Raw genomic sequence first — 21,182 nt, 5'->3', positions numbered from 1 at the left:
GATGACACCGATTCTTGTATTCGACATCGAGACGATTCCCGATGTCGCCGGCATTCGCCGCCTCGAAGATTTGCCCGCCACCTTGAGCGACGCAGAAGTCGCCGAACATGCTTTTGCGGCGCGCCGCGAAAAGACCGGCAGCGATTTCCTGCCGCACCACCTGCAACGGATCGCGGCGATTTCCTGTGTATTCCGCGACAACAACGGTTTTCGCGTGCGCTCGCTCGGCACGCTGGAAGACGGCGAGGCGGCGCTCGTGCAGTCGTTTTATCGCGTGATCGAAAAGTACACGCCGCAACTCGTGTCGTGGAACGGCGGCGGCTTCGACCTGCCGGTGCTGAACTACCGCGCGCTGATCAACGGCATTCCGGCTTACCGTTTCTGGGACCTCGGCGAAGACGACCGCGAGTTCAAGTGGAACAACTACATCAGCCGCTACCACGCGCGTCACACTGATCTGATGGACGTGCTGGCGATGTATCAGGCGCGCGCCAACGCGCCGCTCGACGCGCTCGCGAAGATGTGCGGCTTCCCCGGCAAGATGGGGATGGACGGCAGCCAGGTGTGGCACGCATACCAGGAAGGGCGCATCGAGGAGATCCGCAATTATTGCGAGACCGACGTGGTCAATACGTACCTGCTGTATTGCCGCTTCCAGTTGATCCGCGGCGCATTTTCCGCCGAGGAGTATGCTGACGAGATCAACTTGGTCAAGAATGCGCTAGCGCTGGAAACAGCGCCGCAATGGGCCGAGTATCTGGCCGCGTTCGATCAGTAAACCGCAATATTCCGGTGGCGTAGCGGTTCGCAACAGGCGAATCAGCCGTGGCGCAGGCAGGCGCGCGCCGGCCGCCGCGGCCGCGTCAAATCGTTGGCAACCGCGGCGCTTCGTCTACAATCTCGCCTTTCCCCAAGTTTGTCAGGAAGTCGCAGGTGTCCCGAACTGCCCCCCAACGTCGCTCGCCCAAGCGCCAGAAGGCGCCCGCTCCGGCCAAAGCGCACGTCATTACCGGTCATGAGCCGATCATCGAAATCGTTTCGCTCGATATGGAAGCGCGCGGCGTAGGCCGTCTCGAGAGCGAAGACGGCACGCCCGGCAAGGTGATTTTTGTCGAAGGCGCGTTGCCAGGCGAGCGTGTGAGCTACTCGACGCATCGCAGCAAGCCGAAGTTCGAGCAGGCCGAGGTCGTCCAGGTGTTCCGCGAAAGTGTGCTTCGCACCAAGCCGAAGTGCACCTACTTCGATGTCTGCGGCGGCTGTTCGATGCAGCATCTCGACATCCGCGCCCAGATTGCCGTCAAGCAGCGCGTGCTCGAAGACAACTTCGAGCATCTGGCGAAGCTGCGCCCGGAGACGGTGTATCGGCCAATTCACGGGCCGGCGTGGGGATATCGCTACCGTGCGCGTCTGGCCGTGCGCTATCTGCCGGAAAAAGGCGGTATGCGCATCGGCTTCTACGAGAAGAAGAGCAGCTACATCTCGGATATGAAGACGTGCGAGATACTGCCACCGCACATTTCGGCGATGCTGATGCCGCTGCGCTTCATGGTCCGCAAGCTGTCGATTCACGACCGTATGCCGCAGATCGAGCTCGCGGTCGGCTCGTCGGTTACCGCGCTGGTGCTGCGCAATCTCGCGCCGCTGACCGCCGCCGACGAACAGGTGCTGCGTGACTTCGCGGACGAACACAAGATCCAGTGGTGGTTGCAGCCGGGCGGTCCGGACACGGTCACGCCGTTCTACCCACTCGACCTGGAACTCGACTACACGCTGCCGGAATACAACATCCGGATGCCGTTCAAGCCGACCGATTTCACCCAGGTGAATCACGCCATCAATCGCGTGCTCGTGAGCCGCGCGCTGCGTCTGCTGGCGCCGTCCAGCACGGACCGGGTGCTCGATCTGTTCTGCGGAATCGGTAACTTCACGCTGCCGCTCGCCCGGATTTCAAAGGAAGTGATGGGTATCGAAGGCAGCGAGACGCTGACTTCGCGTGCGCTGGCCAATGCCGAGCTGAACGGCGTGGCGGGCCATACGTCGTTTGCTTGCCGCAACCTGTTCGAAGTCACCGCCGACGATATGCGCGCGCTCGGCCATTTTGACAAAATCCTCATCGACCCGCCGCGCGAAGGCGCGTTGGCTGTCGCCAAGGCGCTCGCGGAGATCGCGCAGAGCGGCAATGGACCATTGCCCAAGCGTATTGTCTACGTGTCCTGCGCGCCGGCTACGCTTGCTCGCGATGCGGGCCTGCTGGTGCATGAGGCCGGCTACCGGCTGGTGGGCGCGGGGGTGGTGAACATGTTCCCGCACACGTCGCATGTGGAGTCGATTGCGCTGTTCGAGCGGGACTGAGGGCGCTCGCTGTCAACCCGCCTGGTGCGCATGAGCTGCCGGTGCGGGTGCCACAAACAAAAACGCCACGACCGAAGTCGTGGCGTTTTTGTTAGAACTCTCTTATAGCGCGTGGTCGAGGCTTAGAACTGCCACCACGACTTTTCCTTACCCGGCCTTGCATGGCCCGTGATATACGGGCTGTCAGGGAAAGTGCCGGCCAGAATACGCTTGGTGTCGTCCGCCAGTTGCGGCTGATTCAGTTTCTGGTACGACAGCATCATGATGTGCAGTGCGTCTTCGATAGCCGGCGCGTTCTTGTATTCCTTCAACGCCAGTTGCGCGCGGTTGATCGCGGCAACGTAAGCGCCACGGCGGTAGTAATAATCCGCCGCGTGGACTTCGTGCGACGCCAGGGCGTTCACGATATAGCGCATGCGCTGCGCGGCGTCCGGCGCATACTTGCTGTTCGGGTACTTGTCGACCACGACCTTGAACGCGTCATACGACTCGCGCAGCGACACCGGATCGCGCTCGCTCATGTCCTGGCCGGAGAAGCGGCCGAACAGACCGAGGTCGTCGTTGAAGTGGATCATGCCCTTCAGGTAATACGCGTAGGCGATGTCCGGGTGATCCGGGTGCAGCTGGATGAAGCGGTCGATGGCCTGGTCGGCGGCGGCGTTTTCGTTATCTTTCCAGTTGCAATACGCGACGTTGATCTGCGCTTGCTGGGCAAAGTGGCCGAACGGATCGCGGCCTTCGAGCATCTCGAAATACTTGGCGCACTTGCCGAAGTCACCACCGGTCAGAGCGTCGTTCGCCTCCGTATATAATTTGTTGTTGTTCCACGTAGCTGTCTCGTCGGTCTTTTCCGGCAGGCCGTGGCAAGCCGCAACAACGGCGACGGCTGCGGCGCACGCAATGTATCCGGCCACTTTCCGGGCCATCTTCTTGATGACCGCCAAATTGATCGCCGCTTTAGTGATGGTGTTCAAGGCTCGCATTTTCCAGTCTAGCTTTACGTCCAGGTGACCCAGACTCAATGACCCGCTCAAATACTCCAGGCGCCGCAACCGGTGCCGGGAATAGCAACAAAGATTATAGCGTAAGCGCTGACCCCTCCGACGCGTTGGGCGTCGATTCCCTCGACGACGATCTCGGCAGCGACGCGCTTGCTGGCGCCAGCCCGCCAGACATGGTGCCGAGGGTGGCAAGCCTCGTGGCGGACGAGTCGCCGCGCAGCGTCCTCGTGCCCGACGAACTGGCCGGCGAGCGCCTCGACAAGGTGCTTGCCCGGGTCTTTCCGGAGTTTTCACGCAACCGGCTGCAGAGCTGGATCGAGTCGGAGCGGGTGCGCGTCGACGGCAAGCCGGCGAAGATCCGTCAGCCGGTGCCGCTTGGCGCCACCATCGAGCTCGTGCCCGATCTGCTGCCGGAGCAACTCGCGTTCACACCCGAGCCGGTGCCGCTCGAGATCGTCTACGAGGACGATACGCTGGTGGTCATCAACAAACCGGCCGGCATGGTGGTGCATCCGGCGGCCGGTAACTGGAGCGGCACGGTCCTGAACGGGCTGCTGTACCGCTACGGCGACGCCGCGGCGGGCCTGCCGCGCGCCGGTATCGTGCATCGGCTCGACAAGGAGACGTCCGGCCTGATGGTGGTGGCGCGCACGCTCGAAGCGCAGACCGATCTGGTGCGCCAGCTCCAGGCGCGCACGGTGAAGCGCCGTTATCTCGCGCTGGTGTGGGGCAACATGCCCGAAGAGGGCACGATCGACGCGCCGATCGGCCGCGATCCGCGCGAACGCACGCGCATGGCGGTGGTGACGAGCGCATCGGGCAAGCCGGCGCGCACGCACTTCCGGCGCGTGGACACTGCGATCTGGCAGCGCCAGCCGGTCACCGCGATTCATTGCGATCTGGAAACCGGCCGTACCCATCAGATTCGCGTGCATTGCGCGCACATCGGCCATCCGCTGCTCGGCGATCCGGTTTATGGGCGCGCGCGCGGCAAGCGTTCGGTGACGCCGTTGCCGGACGGTTTTGCGCGTCAGGCGCTGCATGCATGGCGCCTCGGCCTGATTCATCCGCAAACCGGGCGCACCATGCAATGGCGCGCCGATGCGCCGGAAGACATGCAGGTGCTGTCGGCGGCGCTCGGTCTCGGGCGTGACGACGCCGGCGAGTTCGACGAGACGTACTACGAGGAAGACGATTACGACGCCTCGCTGGACGACTATGCCGACGAAGACGAAACCCACGGCGACGGCGACACTGCCGAAGACGATGAACATGATCACGACGAGGACGATCACGCATGAGTTTGCCCGAGCTGAGCTTTGCCGATGTCGTGCAACCGGCATGGAAGGTGTCGCCGCGGGTGCGCGCGCTCGTCACCACGCGCGACGGTGGTGTGAGCGAGCCGCCGTTCGGCCGCTGGCGGGACGGCGCGGATCAGCCCGGCGGCCTGAATCTGGGCATGAAAGCGGGTGACGATCCGGCTGCGGTCACGATCAATCGTGCGCGGCTGCTGAATCTGGCGGGCTTAGGCGAGGCCGCGTGGCTCGAGCAGGTTCATGGCGCGGGCATCGTGCGTGCGGAAGACGTGCTCGCGCAGGCTCAGGCAGGCGGCATGCCGACTCGAGCGGACGCCAGCGTCACCGATCGGCCCGGCACGGTGTGTGTCGTGATGGTCGCCGATTGCATGCCGGTGCTGTTGTGCGACGAAGCGGGGCGCGCGGTCGGCGCGGCCCATGCCGGCTGGCGAGGTCTCGCAGCGGGTATTGTCGAGCAGACCGCGCAGCGCGTGGCCGATCTGGCCGGTGTGGAGGCCTCGTCGTTACGTGCCTATCTCGGCCCGGCGATCGGGCCGGACGCATTCGAGGTGGGTGCAGATGTGCGTGACGCCTTCATGAATGGCGTGGACGGCGCACAACGGGAGGCAACCGCGAATGCATTCGTTACGCATCCGCACAACCCGGGCAAATATCTCGCCGATCTCGCGGCGCTGGCGCGCTTGCGCTTGCAGCGGCTCGGCGTGACGCACATCGCCGGGGGCGATCTGTGCACGGTCACGCAACGCGAACGTTTCTATTCCTATCGCCGCGATCGCGAGACCGGTCGCATGGCCGCCCTGATCTGGCTCGACGATCAGGTGCAGACGGGCGCGCAATAAGTCAGCAGCCGTCGCGCCCGCAGGGGTGGGCGTGACGCCTTGCTGCGAACATACGTATGAGGGTTTATTCGGAGGTGGGGCACGCTATTTTGCTGCGCTGCCGGAATTCACCGCGCAAGCGTAAATCTGTTGCCGAAAGTGTTTGAGTCCGAACGGATAAATTGGAATAAGACCGTGCAGTATGAGAGTTTTTTCCGTTTTCATCGGCACCGGTAAACTCACGCTCCAAAAGCGCGATCTGCCACACAGGGAAAACGATAATTAAAAAACTATCGCACTGCGGCAAAATCGGGAACAAGCATTGACATGCCTTGGGATGGGGAGCAAGAATGTTCCTCACGAGCTCCTCGTATATGGGACAGGGCGTGACGAGGTCGCGAGTAATCGCCCACGTGCGCACGAACCTGCCTCTCAACCCGTCCGCAAGGACTTACCGGTCAAAAGCAGGTATGGCAGCATCACATTCCTCAGCTTCCCCCAGCACGGACTCCTCAACGGAGCACACGCAGCAGGCCGGTACGAGCGGCGCAACACCGGCCGCAGGCATGCAGCAGCTATTAGACGCCTGGATGAACGCATGGCGTTCGCTCGGCACGCCGCCCGGCAGTAACGGCGCGCCTTTCCCGATGCCGCAAATGCCTCAGGTGCCGCAAATGGGCCTGCCGCAGATGCCGTCGTTCCCGGGTATGCCCGACTTCAGCAAACTGGCAGCGGGATCTCTGCCGTCAATGCCTTCATTCGCCGGACTCAATGTTCCGAGCGCCGCGATTCCATCGGAGCGTCTGCAAAAGCTGCAAGCCGATTATTCGCGCGAAGCCATGGACTTGATCCAGCAGGCGGCGAGCTCCACGACTAAGGCCCCCGAACTCAAGGACCGCCGTTTCAGTTCCGACGCGTGGAGCGCCACGCCGGCCTACGCATTTACCGCTGCGTGGTATCTGTTGAACGCGCGCTATCTGCAGGAAATGGTCGACGCGCTTGAAACGGAACCGAAAGTGCGTGAGCGTATCCGTTTCGCCGTTCAGCAATGGACCGCGGCGGCATCGCCCAGCAACTTTTTCGCATTGAATCCGGAAGCGCAAAAGACCTTGCTGGACAGCCAGGGCGAGAGCTTGCGGCAGGGCGTGATGAATCTGCTGGGCGACTTGCAGCGCGGCAAGATTTCGCAGACAGACGAATCGCGTTTCGTGGTCGGTGAAAATCTCGCGAATACCGAAGGCTCGGTAGTGTTCGAGAACGACCTGATGCAGTTGATCCAGTACAAGCCGCGCACGGCCACCGTGCGCGAGCGGCCACTGCTGATCGTGCCGCCTTGCATCAACAAGTTCTACATTCTCGATCTGCAACCGGAAAACTCGCTGGTCGCGCACGGGCTCGATTCGGGGCATCAGGTGTTCCTGATTTCGTGGCGCAACGCGGATGCGTCGATCGCCAGCAAGACGTGGGACGACTATATCGGCGAGGGCGTCCTCACGGCGATCGAAACCGTCAGCAAGATCAGCGGCCGCGAACAGATCAATACGCTGGGTTTCTGCGTGGGCGGCACCATGCTGGCCACGGCGCTGGCGGTGGCGGCCGCGCGCGGCCAGCACCCGGCGGCGTCGATGACCTTGCTCACCGCGATGCTCGATTTCTCGGATACAGGCGTGCTCGACGTATTCGTCGACGAGGCGCATGTGCAGATGCGCGAGCAGACCATCGGCGGCAAGAACGGCAGCACACCGGGATTGATGCGTGGCATCGAATTCGCCAACACCTTTTCGTTCCTGCGGCCGAACGATCTGGTGTGGAACTACGTCGTCGACAATTACCTCAAGGGGCGCACGCCGGTGCCGTTCGATCTGCTGTACTGGAACAGCGATTCGACCAGTCTGCCGGGTCCGATGTATGTCTGGTATCTGCGCAATACGTACCTCGAGAATCGTCTGCGCGAGCCGGGTGCGTTGACCACCTGCGGCGAGCCGGTCGACCTCTCGAAGATCGACGTGCCCACCTTCATCTACGGTTCGCGCGAAGACCATATCGTGCCGTGGCAAACGGCCTATGCGTCGGCGCCGCTGCTCGCCGGGCCGCTGAAGTTCGTGCTTGGGGCGTCGGGTCATATTGCGGGCGTGATCAATCCGCCGGCGAAGAAAAAGCGCAACTACTGGACGCTGGAAGGCGATGTCAAAACGTTGCCGGAAAGCCCGGACGAATGGCTCGATCAGGCTGCCGAAGTGCCTGGCAGCTGGTGGCCCGAATGGACGACGTGGCTCGACCAGTTTGGCGGCAAGAAAGTCAAGCCGCGCGCCGCGGCCGGCTCCGCGGAATTCCCGGTAATCGAGCCGGCGCCGGGGCGTTACGTGCGGCAACGGGAGTAGGGTTAGCGCCTTAAAGGCGCGGTGGTCTGGCGGTAGGAATGCGCGTCCGGACAGGCAAGGGCGCATGAGCAACAAGATTTTTAACTTGACGGGCTACGGCCTATTTGGCCGATGTGCCCGGAGGATATGGAAATGACTGATGTTGTGATCGTATCGGCCGCCCGTACGGCAGTAGGCAAATTCGGTGGGTCGCTGGCGAAGATCGCCGCGCCCGAACTCGGCGCTACCGTGATTCGCGCCGTGCTCGAACGGTCTGGTCTGAAGCCGGAGCAGGTCAGCGAAGTGATTCTCGGGCAGGTGCTGACGGCCGGTTCGGGCCAGAACCCGGCGCGTCAATCGCTGATCAAGGCGGGCTTGCCCACGGCTGTACCGGCCATGACGATCAACGTGGTGTGCGGCTCGGGCCTGAAGGCCGTGATGCTGGCGGCCAATGCGATCGTCGCGGGCGACGCGGACATTGTGATCGCCGGTGGTCAGGAAAACATGAGCGCCGCGCCGCACGTGCTGCCGGGCTCGCGCGACGGATTCCGCATGGGCGACGCGAAGCTGATCGACTCGATGATCGTCGACGGCCTGTGGGACGTGTACAACCAGTACCACATGGGCGTGACGGCGGAAAACGTAGCGAAGGAATACGGCATCACGCGTGAGCAGCAGGACGCGTTCGCGGCGCTGTCGCAGAACAAGGCGGAAGCCGCGCAGAAGTCGGGCCGGTTCAACGATGAAATCGTGCCGGTGGAAATTCCGCAGCGCAAGGGCGAACCGCTGCGCTTCGCAACGGACGAGTTCGTGCGTCATGGCGTGACGGCTGAATCGCTGGCGGGTCTGAAGCCGGCGTTCTCGAAGGAAGGCACGGTTACGGCAGCCAATGCGTCGGGCCTGAACGACGGCGCGGCGGCGGTGCTGGTGATGTCGGCGAAGAAGGCTGAAGCGCTCGGCCTCACGCCGCTCGCGCGCATCAAGGCTTACGCCACCTCGGGTCTCGATCCGAAGATCATGGGCATGGGCCCGGTGCCGGCGTCGCGCCGCTGTCTCGAGCGCGCGGGCTGGACGCCGGCCGATCTCGACCTGATGGAAATCAACGAAGCATTTGCCGCTCAGGCGCTGGCCGTGAATCAGCAGATGGGCTGGGACGCCTCGAAGATCAACGTGAACGGCGGCGCGATTGCGATCGGCCATCCGATCGGCGCGTCCGGTTGCCGGGTGCTCGTCACGCTGCTGCACGAAATGCAGAAGCGCGATGCGAAGAAGGGTCTGGCGTCGCTGTGTATCGGCGGCGGCATGGGCGTGGCGTTGGCGCTCGAGCGCGCTTAACGGGTGTCGAGTCCAGGTCGCGAAAGCTGGGGCCGCGGGCTCAAGCAGATTCAAGCAGATTCAAGTGGGTTTAGCAGGCGGTAAGCAGGGTTGCCGCGCGTTGTCTGGGAGCAGGTGGCGCGCGGTGAGTAATGGCCTCGTCGGCCGGTCGCCCGGCGGCAGTGGAGATGCAGTATCAGGCGAGGGAAGAGGCAGCCGGTCGGCGCCTCGAAAACGAAAAACGGAGTGTAGTGTATGACACAGCGAATTGCGTACGTAACGGGCGGGATGGGCGGCATCGGCACGAGCATTTGCCAGCGGCTGCACAAAGAGGGCTTCAAGGTCGTTGCAGGTTGTGGCCCGAATTCACCGCGCCGCGTGAAATGGCTCGAAGAGCAGAAGGCGCTCGGCTACGATTTCATTGCGTCTGAAGGTAACGTCGGCGATTGGGAATCGACCAAGACCGCGTTCGACAAGGTCAAGGCCGAAGTCGGCGAGATCGACGTGCTGGTGAACAATGCCGGTATCACGCGCGACGTCGTGTTCCGCAAGATGACGCACGAAGACTGGACAGCGGTGATCGACACCAACCTGACCAGCCTGTTCAACGTCACCAAGCAGGTGATCGACGGCATGGTGGAGCGCGGCTTCGGGCGAGTCATCAACATTTCGTCGGTGAACGGCCAGAAGGGGCAGTTCGGTCAGACCAACTATTCGACCGCGAAGGCGGGCATTCACGGCTTCACGATGTCGCTGGCACAGGAAGTGGCCACTAAAGGCGTGACGGTGAACACCGTGTCGCCGGGCTACATCGGCACGGACATGGTCAAGTCGATCCGCCCGGACGTGCTCGAGAAGATCGTCGCGACGATTCCGGTGCGCCGTCTCGGCCAGCCGGACGAAATCGGCTCGATCGTGGCATGGCTTGCCTCGGACGAATCGGGTTTCTCCACGGGTGCGGATTTTTCGCTGAATGGTGGTTTGCATATGGGCTGAGTCATCGGCGCGCTGCTCACAAGGCGGCGTGTTCTGGCTCAGATGGTTCCGGCGGCGTCTCGACTGTGCGATAACCCGATCGCGCAGTCGGTATGACGCCGTTTCCGCGCTCAACTCGCGCTCAAAGGCGTTACATGACTACTACAAAGAAAACAGCCGAACGACTGATCAAGAAATATCCGAATCGTCGGCTCTACGACACCGAGACAAGCACGTACATCACGCTGACGGACGTTAAGCAGCTCGTGCTGGATCAGGAGGATTTCAAGGTCATCGATGCGAAGAGCAACGAGGATCTGACGCGCGCCATCCTGTTGCAGATCATTCTCGAAGAAGAGAGCGGCGGCTTGCCGATGTTCTCGTCGTCCATGCTGTCGCAGATCATCCGTTTCTACGGCCATGCGATGCAGGGCATGATGGGCACGTATCTGGAGAAAAACATCCAGGCCTTCATCGACATCCAGGCGAAACTCGCCGACCAGTCGAAGAACCTGTACGAAGGCAAGGCGATGAACCCCGAAGTCTGGTCGCAGTTCATGAACATGCAGGCGCCGATGATGCAGGGCATGATGACCAGCTATATCGAGCAATCGAAAAACATGTTCGTGCAGATGCAGGAGCAGATGCAGAACCAGGCGAAATCGATGTTCGCGACTTTCCCGTTCACGCCCGGTGGGCCGGTGAACGCGGCGGGCGTGCCGGTCGCGCCGGCGAATCCGCAAAGCAATCCGGAGCCGGAGAAGAAGTAAGCGCGCAGCACGGCGCCGGCGCGATCAGCGCGTCTGTGCGCATGCTTCACGGCCGCGGCGGCGGGGTGTGTGCGTCGAGCAAGGGGGGGCGCGGTGCGATTGCAGCCGCGCGCGGTGGTCCGGGCGCCTGGCGCATGGGGACGGCCGCGACCGCGGTACAATGCCCGGCTGTTTGTGCCGGTACCGGGGTGTGGTCCGCGTGATTCTTGTGATTGCGTCCCACCCTTGGCTTTGCGCCCCACATTCCCCGCACAATCCCATTTGTGGCCGTTGCCGCCGCTGTATTCCCGCCCCATCCATGTCGCCGACCTATTTCCCTGCCGCCCCCACGCCTTCTATTCCGATGGCCGGATTTGTCAGTCTTGGCTGATCATAAGGTTCGCCAACACAGCATGGGCGTCGTTCGCGCATGAGCCAGCTGTTCCTTGCGCCCATGGAAGGGCTTGCCGACTACGTTTTGCGCGACGTGCTGACCAGCACGGGCGGATTCGACGGATGCGTGTCCGAATTCGTCCGGGTGACGGGCTCGGTGCTTCCCGAGCGCGTCTACGAACGGGACACCCCCGAAGTCCTGCATGGCGGCCGCACGCCCGGCGGCACGCCGATGGTGATCCAACTGCTCGGCAGCGATCCTGAGTGGATGGCGCTGAACGCGGGCGAGGCGGCCCGTTTGTCGCCGTATGGACTCGATCTGAACTTCGGCTGTCCCGCTAAAGTCGTCAACCGGCACGGTGGCGGCGCGATGCTGCTGGCCCACCCCGAGCAGTTGAACCGCATTGTTTCATCCGTTCGCGCCGCGGTGCCTGCCGGCATTCCCGTGACAGCCAAAATGCGGCTCGGCGTATCCGATACGTCGCTCGCGATCGATTGCGCCACGGCGCTCGCGGAAGGCGGCGCGGCTTCCCTTGTCGTGCATGCCAGAACGCGTGACCATGGCTACCGGCCGCCGGCCCATTGGGAGTGGATCGCACGTATCGATGACGCCGTGGACGTGCCGGTCATTGCCAACGGCGAAGTCTGGACGGTGGCCGACTGGGAGCGATGCCGGGCGGTCAGCGGTTGCGCGGACGTCATGATCGGGCGCGGCGCCGTATCGGATCCTTTCCTGGCGTTACGCATACGCGGGCTGATGGACCGGACGCCGTCGGGCGAGGAATGGCCGGACGTGCTCGGTCAGCTCGCCGACTATCTGAGAAAACTGGAAGCCCGCGTTGCGGCCCGCCACGAGCACGGACGCGTCAAGATGTGGCTCAGCTATCTGAAGCGGACCTGGCCGCAGGCTGCCGAGCTGCATACAGCCATTCGGCGCCTGCATGATTCGCGCGAGATTCTTGCGGTGATCGAGGGCGTGCAAGCATTCAACGATTCGATACCGGCACCTCGACGCGCGAGCCTTGATCTGCCCGGCCCGGCAATGCCTCGCCACTTGACCCGCTGCACGGGCGCGGGCGCGGTACAATAAAGGGTTGCGTGCGCGGGACGCTGTCCTCGCTGTGGTCTGTATGGCCATCGGACCCCCAGCCTTGCCGCACCGTCCCCATTTGTCGCCATCGTCACCGCTATACGCCGGACCCACCTATGTCGCAGACCATTTCCCCCGCCGTGCCGACCCATTCGACTCCGAAGGTCGGATTCGTCAGCCTCGGCTGCCCCAAAGCACTCGTCGATTCCGAACAGATCATCACGCAGTTGCGCGCCGAGGGTTACGAAATCTCCGGCACCTACGACGGCGCGGATCTCGTTGTCGTCAACACGTGCGGTTTCATCGACGAAGCGGTGCAGGAAAGCCTCGACGCGATCGGTGAAGCGCTCCACGAAAACGGCAAGGTGATCGTTACGGGTTGCCTCGGCGCCAAGCAGAGCGCGAGTGGCTCGAACCTGATCGAGGAAGTGCATCCGAAGGTGCTGGCCGTGACCGGTCCGCACGCGCTTGGTGAAGTCATGCAGGCGGTGCACAACCATCTGCCAAAGCCGCACGACCCGTTCATCGATCTGGTGCCGGCTGCCGGCGTGAAGCTCACGCCGCGTCACTACGCGTACCTGAAAATTTCCGAAGGCTGCAACCATCGCTGCACGTTCTGCATCATCCCGTCCATGCGCGGCGACCTCGTGTCGCGCCCGGTCGCTGAAGTGATGCTCGAAGCGGAAAACCTGTTCAAATCCGGCGTGAAGGAACTGCTGGTGATTTCGCAGGACACGAGCGCGTACGGCGTCGACGTCAAGTACCGCACCGGTTTCTGGAACGGCAAGCCGATCAAGACGCGCATGACCGATCTGGTGGCCGCGCTCGGCGAACTCGCGGCGCAATACGGCGCATGGGTCCGTTTGCATTATGTGTATCCGTATCCGAGCGTCGACGAAGTCATTCCGCTGATGGCCGAAGGTCCGTTCAAGGGCCATGTGCTGCCGTATCTGGATGTGCCGTTCCAGCACGCGCATCCGGAAGTGCTGAAGCGCATGAAGCGTCCGGCCAACGCCGAGAAGGTGATGGAGCGCGTCAAGGCGTGGCGCGAGATGTGCCCCGATCTGACGATTCGCAGCACCTTCATCGCCGGATTTCCGGGCGAGACGGAAGAGCAATTCCAGACGCTGCTCGATTTCATCCGCGAGGCGGAACTGGATCGGGTGGGCTGCTTCGCTTACTCGCCGGTCGAAGGTGCGAGCGCCAACGAACTCGACGGTGCCTTGCCCGACGAAGTACGTGAAGAACGCCGCGCGCGTTTCATGGAAGTCGCCGAGGAAGTGTCGGCCAAACGGATCGCGAAGAAGGTCGGCAAGACACTGAAAGTGCTGGTCGACGAAATCAACGCGGACGGCGGCATCGGCCGCACGGCGGCAGATGCGCCCGAGATCGACGGTGTCGTGTATATCGCCCCGGCTACCAAGGCGTCGAAGCGCTACAAGGTCGGCGATTTCGTCTCGGTCAAGATCACCGGAGCCGATGGCCACGATCTGTGGGGCGAGGTCTGAGCGATGACGGCGAGTCTGACCCGCACCCCCGACAGCGAGGCTTCGGAAGCCCGGCGCCCCGAGATACTCGCGCTCGGCGAGGCGATGATCGAATTCAACCAGTCGGCTAAAGATCAGCCGAACTATCTGCAAGGCTTCGGCGGCGATACGTCGAACTTCTGCATCGCCGCAGCACGGCAGGGTGCAAAAACGGGTTTCGTGTCGGCTGTCGGCAGCGACCATTTCGGGCGTTTGCTGATCGATCTGTGGGAACGCGAACAGGTTGAGACGGCGCTTGTGCGCGTCGATCCGCACGCGCCCACCGGGGTCTATTTCGTTTCGCACGGTCCCGCAGGTCATGCGTTCGACTATCTGCGCGCGGGATCGGCCGCGAGCCGCTATGCGCCGCACGATTTGCCGCTCGACGCGATCGCCGCGGCCAAAGTCATCCATTTATCCGGCATCAGTCTCGCGATCAGCCTGGGCGCGTGCGACGCGGCGTTGGCGGCGATCGAGCATGCGCGAGCGAACGGCGTGCGCGTGAGCTTCGACACCAACCTGCGCCTGAAGCTTTGGCCGCTCGCGAGAGCGCGCGCGGTGATGCTCGAAGCGATTCGTCAAACCGACATTTGCCTGCCGAGTTGGGACGATGTGACCGAACTCACCGGCCTGACGGGCCGCGACGAGATCGTCGACTTTCTGCTGTCGCACGGTCCGCGCGTCGTGGCGCTCAAGCTCGGCAAGGAGGGCTCGTACATCGCCACGCCAGACGAGCGGCGCGTCGTGCCGGGCCACGTCGTCAATGCAGTCGATGCGACCGGCGCGGGGGACTGCTTCGGCGGTGCCTTCGTCGCGCGCATCGTCGCGGGCGACGATCCTTTTCAGGCGGCGCGTTACGCGAACGTCGCCGCGGCGCTGTCCACGCAAGGTTACGGCGCGGTTGCGCCGATCCCGTCGCGGGCAACGGTGGAACACATCCTGGCCGGCTGACGGCAACGCGCTGGGAGGCGCGCCCCGCGCCCCGCAGCCCGGCAAGGCAAGATCATCTTGAGAGACTAAAGAGAGGAGCGAGCGATGCAACGGGACGTAGTGGTGGTAAGCGGTGTGCGTACGGCAATCGGCGGTTTTGGCGGCAGTCTGAAGGATTTTCCGCCAACGGATCTCGGCGCACGCGTCGTGCGTGAAGCGCTGGCGCGCGCGAATGTGTCCGGCGACGAAGTCGGCCACGTGGTGTTCGGCAACGTCGTGCATACCGAGCCGAAAGATATGTATCTGGCGCGCGTGGCGGCGATCAACGGCGGCGTTGCGCAACACGCGCCCGCGTTGACGGTCAACCGCCTGTGCGGCTCGGGCTTGCAGGCCATCGTCTCGGCCGCGCAAAGCGTGCTGCTTGGCGACGCCGACATCGCGATCGGCGGCGGGGCGGAAAACATGAGCCGCGCGCCATACTCCATGCCGGCCGCGCGTTTCGGTCAACGCATGGGCGATGCGCGCCTTGTCGACATGATGGTCGGCGCGCTGAACGACCCGTTCCAGTCGATCCACATGGGCGTGACCGCCGAGAACGTCGCGCGCAAATACGAGATTTCGCGCGAAACGCAGGACGCGCTCGCGCTCGAATCGCATCGCCGCGCGGCCAACGCGATTTCCGCTGGCTACTTCAAGGACCAGATCCTGCCGATCACGATTCCGTCGAAGAAGGGCGACGTCGTGTTCGATACGGACGAACACGCGCGCATGAACGCGACGGCAGAAGACTTCTCCAAGCTGAAGCCGGTGTTCGCAAAAGAAAACGGCACGGTGACGGCCGGTAACGCGTCGGGCATTAACGACGCCGCGGCGGCGGTCGTGCTGATGGAGCGCAGCGTCGCTGAAAAGCGCGGCATCAAGCCGTTGGCACGGCTGGTTTCGTACGCGCATGCAGGCGTCGATCCGGCCTACATGGGTATCGGCCCGGTGCCGGCAACGCGCAAGGCGCTCGAGCGCGCCGGCTTGACGGTCGCCGATCTGGATGTGATCGAAGCGAACGAAGCGTTTGCCGCTCAGGCATGCGCGGTCAGCAAGGAACTCGGCTTCGATCCGGCCAAAGTCAATCCGAACGGCTCGGGCATTTCGCTCGGTCACCCCATCGGCGCGACCGGCGCACTGATTACCGTCAAGGCGCTGTATGAGTTGCAGCGGATCGGCGGACGCTACGCGCTGGTGACGATGTGTATCGGCGGCGGGCAGGGCATCGCGGCGATCTTCGAACGGATCTGAGTTCGAGGCGGGGCGGCGCAATGCAACGCGTTGGCTTGTCCCGCCGAACGACGCCTCGCAGCAAGCGGGTAGTGAACTGCGTAGCAAACCGGTAGCAAACCAGTGTCGGGCGGGTATCAAGCGGGTACCAGGCGGGTATCAAGCGGGTACCAAGCGATATTGGGCAACAAGGAAAGAACGGATGCAGGAATCAAAAGCGATGAAGGATGCGATGCGTCGGCGCGCCTGGTCAGTCTTGAGCGCGGCGGCGCTGCTCTGTGCCGGGGCTGTGCTGCCCACGCAGGCATGGGCGCAAAGCGACGCGGTGAAGGAACTGGCTGCGCCTCCGCCGATTCAGTTGCCGCTCAAGCCAAGCCCGGAATTCGCTAAGTTTCCGCGTTACGTCGGCACGCTGGGCACGCGGCAGATCGTGTTGCGGCTCGGCGCGAAAACCGACGACCCCGCCGGCGTGCACGGCGAGTATCAGTACACCGATACCGGCGAGGTGATCCTCATCGCGGGCGACCGTGACGGCGATACGCTCGAAGTCGAGGAGTCGAACGACGGTACCCATATCACCGGAAACTGGGTGGGCAAGTTTGCCGCCGACGGTTCGGTGTCGGGTGACCGGATGAACGTCGACGATTCCGACCCGCAGCCGTTCGATCTGAAACCACTGGCCGCGGGGCAGGCCGTGCCGGCTGCTTCACCGGCGGCCAATGCGGCGGCCGGCAAGGCGCCGGTCGCGCCGCAACCGTCGGCCGGCAGTGCCGCAGCGCCCGCGTCGGCGACGGGCGGTGGTCGCGCCGTCGGCGGGGTTAGCAACCTGCAAACCGGCGAATGAGGCCCACTTAAATCATGACCCAATCCAAACTCAAACGCGGCCTGCAGACCCGCGTCGTGCGCGCCGAAGACCAACTCACCCCGGGCTTCGAATCTTTCTCGATGCCGGTTACGCGCGCTTCGACAGTCGTGTTCCCCGATCTGGCGACGATGCGCGCGCTCGACTGGAAAAACGACGCGCAATGGCGCTATGGCCTGCACGCTACGCCGACGTCACTCGCGCTGGCGCAGCGGCTCGCCACGATCGAAGGCGGCAATCACGCGCTATTGCAGCCATCGGGGTTGTCGTCGATTTCGAACGTGTACTTCGGTCTCTTGAAGACCGGCGACGACGTGCTGATTCCCGATAACGTCTACTCGCCGAACCGCGACCACGGTGACTGGTTGGCGCGTGATTTCGGCATTACCGCGCGCTACTACGATCCGATGATCGGCGCGGGGATCGCGGATCTGATTCGGCCGAATACGCGTCTGATCTGGCTGGAAGCGCCCGGTTCGGTCACGATGGAAGTGCCCGACGTGCCCGCCATCACGGCGGTGGCGCGTGCGCGCAACGTCGTTACGGCAATCGACAATACCTGGTCGGCGGGGCTCGGTTTCCGTCCGTTCGACCACGGTGTCGATATCTCGGTGCAGGCCTTGACCAAGTACCAGTCAGGCGGCGGCGACGTATTAATGGGCGCGACGATTACCGTCGATCGCGAATTGCATCTGAAGCTGAAGGCAGCGCGCATGCGCACGGGTATCGGGGTGTCCTCGGACGACTGCTCGCTAATTTTGCGCAGTCTGCCCAGCATGCGCTTGCGCTTCGAGCAGCATGACCGTGCGGCGCTTGACCTGGCTCAATGGCTGAAGACGCGTCCGGAGATTGCGGCTGTCTTGCACCCGGCGTTGCCCGACTGTCCGGGGCATGAGTTTTTCAAGCGCGACTTTACGGGTGCGGGCGGCCTGTTCTCCGTGGTGTTCGACGCACGTTACAGCGCGGCGCAAATCGACACGTTCTGCGAGTCGCTCGAGTTGTTTTCGCTCGGCTGGAGCTGGGGTGGCGCGCACAGTCTCGCGATGCCGTACGACGTCGCCTCGATGCGCACGGAAGGTCAATGGCCGTATCGCGGCACGTTGGTGCGGTTCTACATCGGTCTGGAAGAAGAGGCCGATTTGCGCGCGGACATCGAACAGTGTCTGCTGGCGCTCGGCTGAACGCCTGATCTGCACGGCTGATTGCTGAAGATTGAGTGAAGCCCATCGGGGTAGTGTTCCCGATGGGCTTTTTGTTTTGTCAAGATAGCCAGTATGCCTAACCATTCGGCCGAATGGTCGACGCGGCTACATGCATTCGTGACAGGCAGAAACGATTTGTCGTAGGGTCGGTGTCGCGAGTGGCAATCGGAGTCTCGATTCTCGCAACCTCCATCGCCGCCGTTTCCTTTGCAATCCTACACGTGCGCCTGATTTAGATTTTTTAGATAACGTAGGTTTTATACTGATCGACTACGGGAGGCACTCATGCACAAAATTTTTACGTTTCTGGAATCTGGCGAAAATTACGCTCGCGTTCTGAAGTGGGCAAATGTCGCGCTATGGGCCATTGCGGTCTACATGTTGGGCGTGCTCACAATCGGCTTCTGAGCAAACAACGCTCTTCTCAGCGCTGGCCGCCGTTGCGCTGGCCAGCGCGAATTCAAAGCTTCAGAACAACCGCAGCAACCCATCCAGACCAACGTGGTTGAACGCCACGCTGGCTGCCTCGCGCACCACCGGCTTCGCGCGAAATGCTACGGAAAGTCCCGCAGCAGCCATCATTTTCAGATCGTTCGAACCGTCTCCCATCGCAATTGCGCGGGTCGGCTCGATACCCAGTTGGGTGCACGTTTCACGCAATGTACGTGCTTTCACGTCGGCGTTGACGATCTCGCCAATTACGTTACCGGTCAATTTTCCATCAACGATTTCAAGCGTATTCGCTCGCGTGAAATCGAGGCCGAGCCGGGTCTTCAGTTTCTCGGTGAAGAACGTAAATCCACCGGACACCAGCAGCGTTTTCAATCCCGCTGCTTTCGCGCCGGCCAGCATCTGTTCGGCACCCGGCGAGAGTTGCAGCCGTTCTTCATAGACACGTTCGAGCGCGCCGGCATCGAGTCCCTTGAGCAGCGCCACGCGGCGCGTCAGACTCTCGTTGAAGTCCTTGATTTCGCCACGCATCGACGCTTCGGTGATTGCGGCGACTTCTGCTTTCAAACCGCAGAAGTCGGCGATCTCATCGATGCATTCGATCGTGATCAGCGTCGAGTCCATGTCCATCGCAACGAGCCCGAAGTCACGCAGCTGGCGGCCGGGTTCGACGAAGGCGTAATCCAGCTGATGCGTGCCGCAATAGACATCGAGGTCGGCGCGCTGTGCGATGTTCGCGTTGGCGATGCGAATCGCGTTCGCGTCGATGACGGAGGCCTGCGAGCCACGCGCAAGCGCGACGAGCGTCTTGTGATGGTCGGCGGAGAGGGGCGCGATGCTTTGGATGACGAGGTTCATGGACGGCGCATTGACGCAGAAATGGACGGGCGCGCGGCGCGCGCGGAAAATCCCGCCATTGTAACGGTTCGGCGGCATGCAGCCCGTCAGGCATGACCCACCCGGCTCGAAGCGCGGCGCGCGACTCATGGCGGGGGCCGCCAGGCGTTCCACCGTGCAATCATCGGGCGCCCACGTCATACTGGCGCTTCGAACAATGCCCCGCAGCCCATCGGGCCTGTCGGATCCGCCGCGTCCATGACGTGCGTGGTACGCCCACACGGCTCGCCTTGGCGCTGGCGACGGGGCGCATTATCTCGGAGACAACTGATGACCCCTGCGACCGCCAGCGACGCGTCCAACCTTGCGCGCGACTTCGATCTGCGCCATCTGAGCCCGGCGTTCCATGCGGATCCGTACCCGGTCTACCATGCGTTGCGCGCGCATGAGCCGGTCAAACGCATGCCGGACGGCTCGCTGTTTCTGACGCGGTTTCGCGACGTACAAGCGGTCTACCGCGACCCGAAAACGTTCAGTTCCGACAAGACCGTCGAATTCAAGCCGAAGTACGGCGACTCGTTGCTCTACACCCATCACACCACCAGTCTCGTCTTCAACGATCCGCCGCGTCATACGCGGGTGCGCAAATTGATCGCCGGCGCGCTGACGGCGCGTGCGATCGCGGCGATGGAACCGGGTCTGATCCGTCTCGTCGATGGCTTGCTCGATGCCGCCGCGGCGCGTGGCCGGATCGATCTGATTGGCGAGTTCGCGTCGGCGATTCCGGTCGAGATCATCGGTAATCTGCTGGATGTGCCGCACGGCGAACGCGAGCCGTTGCGCGACTGGTCGCTGGCGATACTCGGCGCGCTCGAACCGTCGCTGAGCGAAGCGCAACTCGAACGGGGAAACCGCGCGGTCAGCGAATTCGTCGCCTATTTGCGCGATCTGGTGGCGCGGCGCCGGCGCGAGCCCGGCGATCCGCAGCACGACGTGCTGACCCGTCTGATTCAGGGCGAGCCGGGCGGGGAACAGTTGTCGGAGGTGGAACTGCTGCAGAACTGCATTTTCATTCTGAATGCCGGCCATGAGACCACTACGAATCTGATCGGCAACGGCCTTGTTACGCTCATCGACTGGCCGGAACAACGCGCCGCGTTGCAGCGCGAACCGTCGCTTATCGAGTCCGCGGTCGAAGAATGTTTGCGATTCGAGAGCTCGAATCAGCTGGGCAACCGGATGACGACGGTCGACACGGAGATCGGCGGCGTCGCGGTGGCGCAGGGTACGCCCGTGACGTTGTGCATCGGTGCGGCCAATCGCGACCCGGAGCAGTTCGCGGAACCAGACCGTTTCGACATCCGCCGCGATCCGAACCGGCATCTGGCGTTCGGCTTCGGCATTCACCAGTGCGCGGGTCTGTCGCTCGCGCGGCTCGAGGCGCGCATCGCGATCGGCCGCTTCGTGCAGCGCTTTCCGGCGTATCGGCTCGACGGCGAACCGACGCGCGGCGGACGTGTGCGGTTTCGGGGCTTCGCTGCGGTGCCGATCGAACTCGAACCCGGGAGCGGTGCCTGATGATCGGCAATTGTCGAATATCTGTCGACGAGCGCCGTTGAATCGCCCATCAGCGCCGTATCTTTTGCCGACATCACGCAAGACTTACAGCCGATGTCCGTGGCCACTGACGTGGCGCCACTATCGATAACACCGGAGACGTGGCAGCCAGTACGGCGTC

Annotated in this window: 18 protein-coding genes; 16 read left to right on the top strand and 2 right to left on the bottom strand. The window is 63.0% G+C overall.

The features are described 5' to 3' along the window. The first annotated feature begins 1 nt into the window (after position 1). Together BCY88_RS35165 and rlmD are read left to right on the top strand one after the other, a co-directional pair. Positions 2–778 carry a 3'-5' exonuclease gene (locus tag BCY88_RS35165; protein ID WP_120348685.1) on the top strand — a complete coding sequence of 259 codons (777 nt, stop codon included), beginning with the start codon at positions 2–4 and terminating at the stop codon, positions 776–778. Positions 779–933: 155 nt separating this feature from the next. Continuing rightward, positions 934–2,352 carry a 23S rRNA (uracil(1939)-C(5))-methyltransferase RlmD gene (gene rlmD / locus BCY88_RS35160; protein ID WP_120348728.1) on the top strand — a complete coding sequence of 473 codons (1,419 nt, stop codon included), beginning with the start codon at positions 934–936 and terminating at the stop codon, positions 2,350–2,352. Between the two features lie 122 nt (positions 2,353–2,474). Here the strand turns inward: rlmD and BCY88_RS35155 are convergent, their stop codons facing one another. After that, positions 2,475–3,278, bottom strand: coding sequence for an outer membrane protein assembly factor BamD (locus BCY88_RS35155; protein WP_404935759.1), 804 nt, complete (start codon positions 3,276–3,278; stop codon positions 2,475–2,477). A gap of 95 nt (positions 3,279–3,373) precedes the next feature. On the opposite strand from BCY88_RS35155, the gene BCY88_RS35150 reads away from it, so the two are divergent. The 13 genes from BCY88_RS35150 (at position 3,374) to BCY88_RS40600 (ending at position 18,565) form a co-directional block, all read left to right on the top strand. Continuing rightward, positions 3,374–4,654: an RluA family pseudouridine synthase gene (locus BCY88_RS35150; RefSeq protein WP_120348683.1), complete on the top strand. Its 1,281-nt coding sequence runs from the start codon at positions 3,374–3,376 to the stop codon at positions 4,652–4,654. Continuing rightward, positions 4,651–5,508 (top strand): peptidoglycan editing factor PgeF, encoded by an 858-nt coding sequence (pgeF, locus tag BCY88_RS35145; protein ID WP_120348682.1) that lies wholly within the window; start codon positions 4,651–4,653, stop codon positions 5,506–5,508. The genes BCY88_RS35150 and pgeF overlap by 4 nt, the downstream gene beginning before the upstream one ends. Before the next feature lie 545 nt (positions 5,509–6,053). After that, positions 6,054–7,868, top strand: a complete 1,815-nt coding sequence (gene phaC, locus BCY88_RS35140; RefSeq protein WP_120348681.1) for a class I poly(R)-hydroxyalkanoic acid synthase — start codon at positions 6,054–6,056, stop codon at positions 7,866–7,868. A gap of 132 nt (positions 7,869–8,000) precedes the next feature. Beyond that, positions 8,001–9,182 (top strand): acetyl-CoA C-acetyltransferase, encoded by a 1,182-nt coding sequence (locus BCY88_RS35135; protein WP_120348680.1) that lies wholly within the window; start codon positions 8,001–8,003, stop codon positions 9,180–9,182. Between the two features lie 234 nt (positions 9,183–9,416). Next, positions 9,417–10,157, top strand: a complete 741-nt coding sequence (locus BCY88_RS35130) for a 3-ketoacyl-ACP reductase (protein WP_120348679.1) — start codon at positions 9,417–9,419, stop codon at positions 10,155–10,157. 134 nt (positions 10,158–10,291) lie between these two features. Continuing rightward, a complete protein-coding gene (gene phaR, locus BCY88_RS35125; protein WP_120348678.1) occupies positions 10,292–10,906 on the top strand; it encodes a polyhydroxyalkanoate synthesis repressor PhaR in 615 nt (204 codons plus the stop codon). A gap of 409 nt (positions 10,907–11,315) precedes the next feature. Beyond that, complete coding sequence (locus tag BCY88_RS35120; protein WP_120348677.1) at positions 11,316–12,368, top strand: tRNA dihydrouridine synthase; 1,053 nt, start codon at positions 11,316–11,318, stop codon at positions 12,366–12,368. A 116-nt stretch (positions 12,369–12,484) separates the two neighbouring features. After that, positions 12,485–13,876 carry a 30S ribosomal protein S12 methylthiotransferase RimO gene (rimO, locus tag BCY88_RS35115; protein ID WP_120348676.1) on the top strand — a complete coding sequence of 464 codons (1,392 nt, stop codon included), beginning with the start codon at positions 12,485–12,487 and terminating at the stop codon, positions 13,874–13,876. 3 nt (positions 13,877–13,879) lie between these two features. Continuing rightward, on the top strand, positions 13,880–14,845 hold the full coding sequence (locus BCY88_RS35110; protein ID WP_120348675.1) for a sugar kinase: 966 nt from the start codon (positions 13,880–13,882) through the stop codon (positions 14,843–14,845). 84 nt (positions 14,846–14,929) lie between these two features. Next, the gene (bktB, locus tag BCY88_RS35105; RefSeq protein ID WP_120348674.1) at positions 14,930–16,114 is read left to right on the top strand and encodes a beta-ketothiolase BktB; all 1,185 of its coding nucleotides are present in this window, start codon (positions 14,930–14,932) and stop codon (positions 16,112–16,114) included. A 181-nt stretch (positions 16,115–16,295) separates the two neighbouring features. Beyond that, a complete protein-coding gene (locus tag BCY88_RS35100; protein ID WP_120348673.1) occupies positions 16,296–16,937 on the top strand; it encodes a hypothetical protein in 642 nt (213 codons plus the stop codon). Between the two features lie 14 nt (positions 16,938–16,951). After that, positions 16,952–18,136 (top strand): cystathionine beta-lyase, encoded by a 1,185-nt coding sequence (locus BCY88_RS35095; protein WP_120348672.1) that lies wholly within the window; start codon positions 16,952–16,954, stop codon positions 18,134–18,136. Positions 18,137–18,442: 306 nt separating this feature from the next. After that, positions 18,443–18,565, top strand: a complete 123-nt coding sequence (locus BCY88_RS40600) for a hypothetical protein (protein ID WP_259461610.1) — start codon at positions 18,443–18,445, stop codon at positions 18,563–18,565. A 60-nt stretch (positions 18,566–18,625) separates the two neighbouring features. On the opposite strand, the gene serB is transcribed toward BCY88_RS40600, so the two are convergent. Then, positions 18,626–19,465, bottom strand: coding sequence for a phosphoserine phosphatase SerB (gene serB / locus BCY88_RS35090; protein ID WP_120348727.1), 840 nt, complete (start codon positions 19,463–19,465; stop codon positions 18,626–18,628). A gap of 309 nt (positions 19,466–19,774) precedes the next feature. Here serB and BCY88_RS35085 point away from each other — a divergent pair, with 309 nt between their 5' ends. Then, positions 19,775–21,022: a cytochrome P450 gene (locus tag BCY88_RS35085; protein WP_120348671.1), complete on the top strand. Its 1,248-nt coding sequence runs from the start codon at positions 19,775–19,777 to the stop codon at positions 21,020–21,022. The last annotated feature ends 160 nt before the right edge of the window (positions 21,023–21,182 follow it).

The organism is Paraburkholderia fungorum, from assembly GCF_003610895.1.
GTDB classification, from domain to species: domain Bacteria; phylum Pseudomonadota; class Gammaproteobacteria; order Burkholderiales; family Burkholderiaceae; genus Paraburkholderia; species Paraburkholderia fungorum_B.
The sequence above is the reverse complement of the archived record's forward strand: the minus strand, read 5'-3'. Positions and strand labels throughout refer to the sequence as shown.

Bases quoted from the DNA above. Each gene is read 5' to 3' on its own strand.
- BCY88_RS35165 (WP_120348685.1), top strand. From the start codon at position 2: ATGACACCGATTCTTGTATTCGACATCGAGACGATTCCCGATGTCGCC.
- BCY88_RS35155 (WP_404935759.1), bottom strand. From the start codon at position 3,278: ATGGCCCGGAAAGTGGCCGGATACATTGCGTGCGCCGCAGCCGTCGCC.
- BCY88_RS35150 (WP_120348683.1), top strand. From the start codon at position 3,374: ATGACCCGCTCAAATACTCCAGGCGCCGCAACCGGTGCCGGGAATAGC.
- pgeF (WP_120348682.1), top strand. From the start codon at position 4,651: ATGAGTTTGCCCGAGCTGAGCTTTGCCGATGTCGTGCAACCGGCATGG.
- phaC (WP_120348681.1), top strand. From the start codon at position 6,054: ATGCAGCAGCTATTAGACGCCTGGATGAACGCATGGCGTTCGCTCGGC.
- BCY88_RS35135 (WP_120348680.1), top strand. From the start codon at position 8,001: ATGACTGATGTTGTGATCGTATCGGCCGCCCGTACGGCAGTAGGCAAA.
- BCY88_RS35130 (WP_120348679.1), top strand. From the start codon at position 9,417: ATGACACAGCGAATTGCGTACGTAACGGGCGGGATGGGCGGCATCGGC.
- phaR (WP_120348678.1), top strand. From the start codon at position 10,292: ATGACTACTACAAAGAAAACAGCCGAACGACTGATCAAGAAATATCCG.
- BCY88_RS35120 (WP_120348677.1), top strand. From the start codon at position 11,316: ATGAGCCAGCTGTTCCTTGCGCCCATGGAAGGGCTTGCCGACTACGTT.
- rimO (WP_120348676.1), top strand. From the start codon at position 12,485: ATGTCGCAGACCATTTCCCCCGCCGTGCCGACCCATTCGACTCCGAAG.
- BCY88_RS35110 (WP_120348675.1), top strand. From the start codon at position 13,880: ATGACGGCGAGTCTGACCCGCACCCCCGACAGCGAGGCTTCGGAAGCC.
- bktB (WP_120348674.1), top strand. From the start codon at position 14,930: ATGCAACGGGACGTAGTGGTGGTAAGCGGTGTGCGTACGGCAATCGGC.
- BCY88_RS35100 (WP_120348673.1), top strand. From the start codon at position 16,296: ATGCAGGAATCAAAAGCGATGAAGGATGCGATGCGTCGGCGCGCCTGG.
- BCY88_RS35095 (WP_120348672.1), top strand. From the start codon at position 16,952: ATGACCCAATCCAAACTCAAACGCGGCCTGCAGACCCGCGTCGTGCGC.
- BCY88_RS40600 (WP_259461610.1), top strand. From the start codon at position 18,443: ATGCACAAAATTTTTACGTTTCTGGAATCTGGCGAAAATTACGCTCGC.
- serB (WP_120348727.1), bottom strand. From the start codon at position 19,465: ATGAACCTCGTCATCCAAAGCATCGCGCCCCTCTCCGCCGACCATCAC.
- BCY88_RS35085 (WP_120348671.1), top strand. From the start codon at position 19,775: ATGACCCCTGCGACCGCCAGCGACGCGTCCAACCTTGCGCGCGACTTC.